The organism is Flavobacterium branchiophilum NBRC 15030 = ATCC 35035 (assembly GCF_002217205.1).
Taxonomy (GTDB): domain Bacteria; phylum Bacteroidota; class Bacteroidia; order Flavobacteriales; family Flavobacteriaceae; genus Flavobacterium; species Flavobacterium branchiophilum.
In genome coordinates this window covers 1-5203 of sequence record NZ_MUGT01000087.1, presented here as the reverse complement: position 1 = coordinate 5203, position 5203 = coordinate 1, and the positions used below count along the sequence as shown (strand labels likewise).

Annotated in this window: 5 protein-coding genes; 4 read left to right on the top strand and 1 reads right to left on the bottom strand. The window is 34.4% G+C overall.

All coding sequences use genetic code 11. From position 1 onward, the window contains the following. Window positions 1-197: 197 nt before the first annotated feature. Window positions 198-1592, bottom strand: coding sequence for a trypsin-like peptidase domain-containing protein (locus tag B0A58_RS10470; protein ID WP_014083010.1), 1395 nt, complete (start codon window positions 1590-1592; stop codon window positions 198-200). Window positions 1593-1893: 301 nt separating this feature from the next. Between B0A58_RS10470 and dapF the strand changes: the two genes are divergently transcribed. From dapF to B0A58_RS10450, 4 genes are all read left to right on the top strand, one after another. After that, complete coding sequence (dapF, locus tag B0A58_RS10465) at window positions 1894-2679, top strand: diaminopimelate epimerase (RefSeq protein WP_089081016.1); 786 nt, start codon at window positions 1894-1896, stop codon at window positions 2677-2679. Then, entirely contained in the window at window positions 2676-3203 is a 528-nt protein-coding gene (locus B0A58_RS10460; RefSeq protein WP_089081015.1) for a GNAT family N-acetyltransferase, read from the top strand. Before dapF ends, B0A58_RS10460 begins: the two co-directional genes overlap by 4 nt. A gap of 12 nt (window positions 3204-3215) precedes the next feature. Beyond that, the gene (gene mltG / locus B0A58_RS10455) at window positions 3216-4253 is read left to right on the top strand and encodes an endolytic transglycosylase MltG (RefSeq protein ID WP_089081014.1); all 1038 of its coding nucleotides are present in this window, start codon (window positions 3216-3218) and stop codon (window positions 4251-4253) included. Between the two features lie 269 nt (window positions 4254-4522). Next, window positions 4523-5158 carry a hypothetical protein gene (locus B0A58_RS10450; protein WP_014083014.1) on the top strand — a complete coding sequence of 212 codons (636 nt, stop codon included), beginning with the start codon at window positions 4523-4525 and terminating at the stop codon, window positions 5156-5158. The last annotated feature ends 45 nt before the right edge of the window (window positions 5159-5203 follow it).

Here is a 5203-nt window from a genome sequence, read left to right as displayed (position 1 = left end):
TTGCATAGCTGGGCTACGGAACTATTTTTTATGAACAATTTTAGCAAAAAAGAACAAGTAGATTGGACTATTTTATATGTATATTTGGTATAAATTAGGTATAAAATTTGAAAAAGGTTGCAGCTTGTTTGCCCAAAATAAAAAAAGCCTCTTTATTGTATAGCAATAAGAGGCTTTTTTATTCATTTAACAATTTATTAAATGATAACTCGAACTACTTGCCCTGTGTTTGTAAGGAGTTCTATTTGAGCACTTTGATTGTCGTTTTTGTTAGAAATAATTCTCGAAACTGTTTCAATATCTGTTGCCTTTACATTGTCGATACTTAAAATGATACCGCCTTTTAAGTCGTTGGTATAATCATTCAAACGGTCGTTGTTGATGTTTTTAATTTTTACCCCATAATTTATTCGGAATTTCTTTTTATCTATCGAATCAATATTTTCTAATTCAATGCCTTTAAATTCTGTAATTAGGGCATCATTTTTTGTTAAAACAACAGGTAGGGTAATGGTTTTTTCGTTTCTAATTACGGTAACTTGCACGGTATCGTTTGGTCGTTTGGTACTAATGTAGCCAGAAAGTTCTGCAAACGAATTGATGTTTTGACTGTCAAGCTTGATAATCACGTCGCCTTTGGTTAAACCCGCTTTTTCGGCACCCGAATTTTGAGTTACTTTTTTGATATAAAAACCTTGAGAGGCCTTGATTCCCAATTCTTTAGAGGCATTTCCTGAAAGCTCGTTGCCCTCTACCCCCAAAATACCTCTTTGAACATTACCAAACTCCATAATGTCTTCTATAATTTTTCGAGCAATGTTTGAGGGCACCGCAAACGAATAGCCAATATAGGAACCCGTTTGAGACGATATCATGGTATTAATGCCAATGAGCTCACCCCGAGTATTCACTAAAGCGCCACCGCTATTGCCTGGATTTACTGCAGCATCTGTTTGCAAAAAGGATTGTATGCCATTGGTGTCTAAATTTCGAGCTTTTGCCGAAATAATTCCTGCAGTAACCGTTGATGTCAAATTGTATGGATTGCCCACGGCCAGTACCCACTCGCCAACTTTTACTTGATCCGAATCGCTAAAGGTTGAATAGGGCAATTTTTCGTCGGCATTGATTTTTAGCAAAGCAATGTCCATTTTTGAATCGGTACCAATAAGTTTTGCCTTATAATTTTTTTTGTTATTAAGGGTAATTTCAATTTCGTCCGCATCTTTGATCACATGGTTGTTGGTAACAATGTAGCCATCCTCCGAAATAATAACTCCAGATCCCGTACCAACTTGCTCTTGTTGAGGCAACGTGCCACCCCTAGAACCATAGAAAAACTCCATTATTGGATTGCTCAACGTAACTCTCGATACATTTTTTACGTGTACTACCGAATGAACGGCTTTGTCTGCGGCAGTTGTAAAATCAATACCCTCTGCACCAAAACCCACTTGATGCTGCATTCCATTTGAACTCGAAGTAACAATGGAATTTGATGGTGCTTTGGTTTCGAAAATCAATTGATAAGCCCCTAAAGTGGTTGCTCCACTTAATAACGACACCAAAAATAAACTCGAAAATTTTCTCATAATGATTACTATTTAATTGTTATTACTGTATATGTTATTTTAACTGATTAGTATTTTTTTATTTTTTCAAAACAACGTAAACTTCATTTTTTTCAACAAAATTAAAAATAAATACTTGTCTGAAAAAATGCTTTAACGCTCGTTTAACAATCTTTAACTTAACTTTAATAAAACCGAGATTTTGAATAAAAAAATGCAAGAAATTCTTTTTTTATGTTAAATAAAATACAATTCAATAAAAAAGCAAAAGTTTTGAAAAAAAGTTTAACTTTGTACTTTCAAACAATCAAAAACAATTGAAATGTTACTACAATTTTTTAAATATCAAGGTACTGGAAATGATTTTGTGATGATAGACAACAGAAATTTAATATTTCCAAAAGACAATACCCATTTTATAGCCCAATTGTGTAATAGAAAATTTGGCATTGGTGCTGATGGCTTACTGTTGTTAGAAAACGAAGATGGCGTAGATTTTAAAATGGTATATTACAATGCCGACGGCAACGAAAGTACCATGTGTGGTAATGGAGGCCGATGTTTGGTTGCTTTTGCAAAACAACTCGGGGTAATACAAAACAAAACCACCTTTATGGCCATCGATGGGGTGCATCATGCTACTATCGACGAAAATCATGGGGTTTCTTTGCAAATGATTGATGTAGATGATATTACAATTTCTGATGATTATGTGTTTTTAAATACAGGTTCGCCACATCATGTAACCCTTGTAGATCATTTGAAAAATTACAACGTAAAGCAAGTAGGGGCAACCATTCGTAACAGTAGTTTGTATGGAAAAGAAGGCAGTAACATCAATTTTGTTGCTCAAATTTCTGAAAATCATTTTGCCATTCGTACTTATGAAAGGGGCGTTGAAGACGAAACATTGTCCTGTGGCACGGGAGCAACGGCCGTAGCACTAGCTATGAATGTACTTCAAAAAACCAGCAGCAACCTGGTTGATATAGATGTAGAAGGAGGAAAACTCCAAATCGCTTTTGATAGAAATGGCAACGAGTTTACCAATATTTTTTTAAAAGGTCCCGCACAATTTGTTTTTGAAGGCCAAATTGCGTTGCCATGATCACACTATCAGGACAACGAATCTATTTGAGAGCATTAGAACCCGAAGATTTATTATTTGTTTACGAAATTGAAAACGACGAAAACATTTGGGAAGTTAGCAATACCAACACCCCTTACAGCAAATATTTAATCAAACAATACTTGCAAAATGCACATCAAGATTTATTTGAGGCCAAACAATTGAGACTAGCCATTTGTTTACAAAACAATTTTAAAGCCATTGGATTGATAGATTTGTTCGACTACGACCCCCGAAACCAACGAGCAGGAATAGGAATTGTAATCAAGGAACAAACCCACCATCAAATGGGCTACGGCACAGAGGCTTTGGGATTACTTATAAATTATACTTTCAAAAAACTGCATTTGAAACAACTATTTGCAAACATTAATCCAGAAAACCTTGCTAGTATCACACTTTTTCATAAATTTGGCTTTCAATTGATAGGCACCAAAAAACAATGGAATTTGATTAATGGTGTATATAAAGACGAAAATTTGTACCAACTCATCAACTTTTAAAAATCGACTATTTTGAACAAAAAGAAATTAACCATTTGGGGGCTTTGTATAGCCATACCCTTGCTGCTTTTGAGTATTTATTTGTATAGCCAATTGTTTGCATCAAACACCAATTTTTCTGAAAAAGAAATATACATCAAAATACCAACCAATGCCACCTACCAACAAGCCAAGCAAATTATAGCACCTTATTTGAAAAATGTGGCTCAGTTTGAAGCCATTGCTCAAAAACGTTCCTATCCAGAACACGTAAAAGCAGGACGGTTTTTAATTCAAAACAATATGGGAAACTGGGCTATTGTTACAGCGCTTCGCAAAAATGTTGCGGTCAAATTAGCCTTTAATAACCAAGAAAGATTAGAAGATTTAGTGGGCAGGGTAAGTCATCAAATTGAAGCCGATAGTACTGCGTTGCTCAACACCATCAAAGACCTTGGGTTTTTGCAACAAAATGGCTTTACGCCAGACAATGTTTTGGTTATGTTTATTCCAAATACTTATGAAATGTATTGGAACACTTCGGCCGAGAAATTTAGAGACAAAATGATTAAAGAATACCACAAATATTGGACAAAAGACCGTATTGCAAAAGCACAACAACAACAATTAACACCTATACAAGCCACTATTTTGGCCTCTATTGTGCATAAAGAATCTGTTAAAAAAGACGAACGACCTCGAATTGCAGCTGTTTATTTGAATCGACTAAAACTTGAAATGCCATTGCAGGCAGATCCTACCGTCATTTTTGCATTGAAAAAAAATGCAAACGATTTTGATCAAGTCATCAAAAGGGTTTTATATGACGATTTGAAAATGGCATCGCCCTATAACACCTATTTGAACTTAGGTTTGCCACCAGGTCCCATTGCCATGCCCGACATTACTGCACTAGAAGCCGTTTTGAACCCCGAAAAAAATGATTATTTGTTTTTTTGTGCCAGTGTTAGTCGTTTTGGCTATCATGAGTTTGCAACAACGCTTGCCGAACACGATGTTAATAGAAAAAAATATACCGATTGGGTATCCAGTAAAGGCATCAATAGATAGTTTTGGAACTCTTTTTTAGGTTAAAAAATATAGATTTTTTCTTATTAATAAATGAGTAAAAACATTAATTTTAACATTTATTTAACATATTTGAAACCCTTCTATTTTGAGGCAAAAGTCAGCAAAATAAAAGGGTTTCAAAACTTTTGAAAAAGCAAATTTGGGTTTTAGAAAACTTTAACTATTTGAAATTCAGATTTGTATTTTTTTTGAGTATCTTTGTGCCGTAGAAATTTCATCATGTGACAGGTTTTGAAGAAATCAAATTTATGTTAAAAAAATGGATATTTTATAGTAGTTTACTATTAATTATTGGCTTTATTAGTTTGAGTTTTAAACCTTTTAATTTGAACGAACACGCCCTTTGTCAGGACAATCAAGATGTTGTTTTTGACTACATGTTCCCTTCTCCTGAACCTAAAAGTTATGTACCAAGTACAGTGCCATACAAAGGCAAATTTTTTATAGGTTTCAAAGAAGCCATTGGCTTGAAAGAATCGCAAGGCCAATACCACTTAATCAATACCCTTGGTTATATGGGCAAATACCAATTTGGAATACATACATTGAAAACAATAGGTATTCATGACAGCACCCTATTTATGAACTCGCCAAAACTACAAGAAAAGGCTTTTGATGCACTCATCAAACGAAATAAATGGGAACTTAGATCTGAAATTCAAAAATATTCTGGAAAAATTATTAGCGGAGTCAAAATTACAGAATCTGGCATTTTAGCAGCAGCCCATCTTGGTGGAGCAGGCTCTGTAAAGCAGTTTTTAAAATCAAATGGCAGCAGAAAATGCAAGGATCAGTACGGAACTTCTATCAAACATTATATGAAATCGTTTGGTGGTTATGATACAAAGGGTATTGTAGCCGATAGAAATGCAAGAGTAAAATAATACCAAGTATGATGATTATTTATATGTATATTTCAATGTCGTTTA

Bases quoted from the DNA above. Each gene is read 5' to 3' on its own strand.
- B0A58_RS10470 (WP_014083010.1), bottom strand. From the start codon at position 1,592: ATGAGAAAATTTTCGAGTTTATTTTTGGTGTCGTTATTAAGTGGAGCA.
- dapF (WP_089081016.1), top strand. From the start codon at position 1,894: ATGTTACTACAATTTTTTAAATATCAAGGTACTGGAAATGATTTTGTG.
- B0A58_RS10460 (WP_089081015.1), top strand. From the start codon at position 2,676: ATGATCACACTATCAGGACAACGAATCTATTTGAGAGCATTAGAACCC.
- B0A58_RS10450 (WP_014083014.1), top strand. From the start codon at position 4,523: ATGTTAAAAAAATGGATATTTTATAGTAGTTTACTATTAATTATTGGC.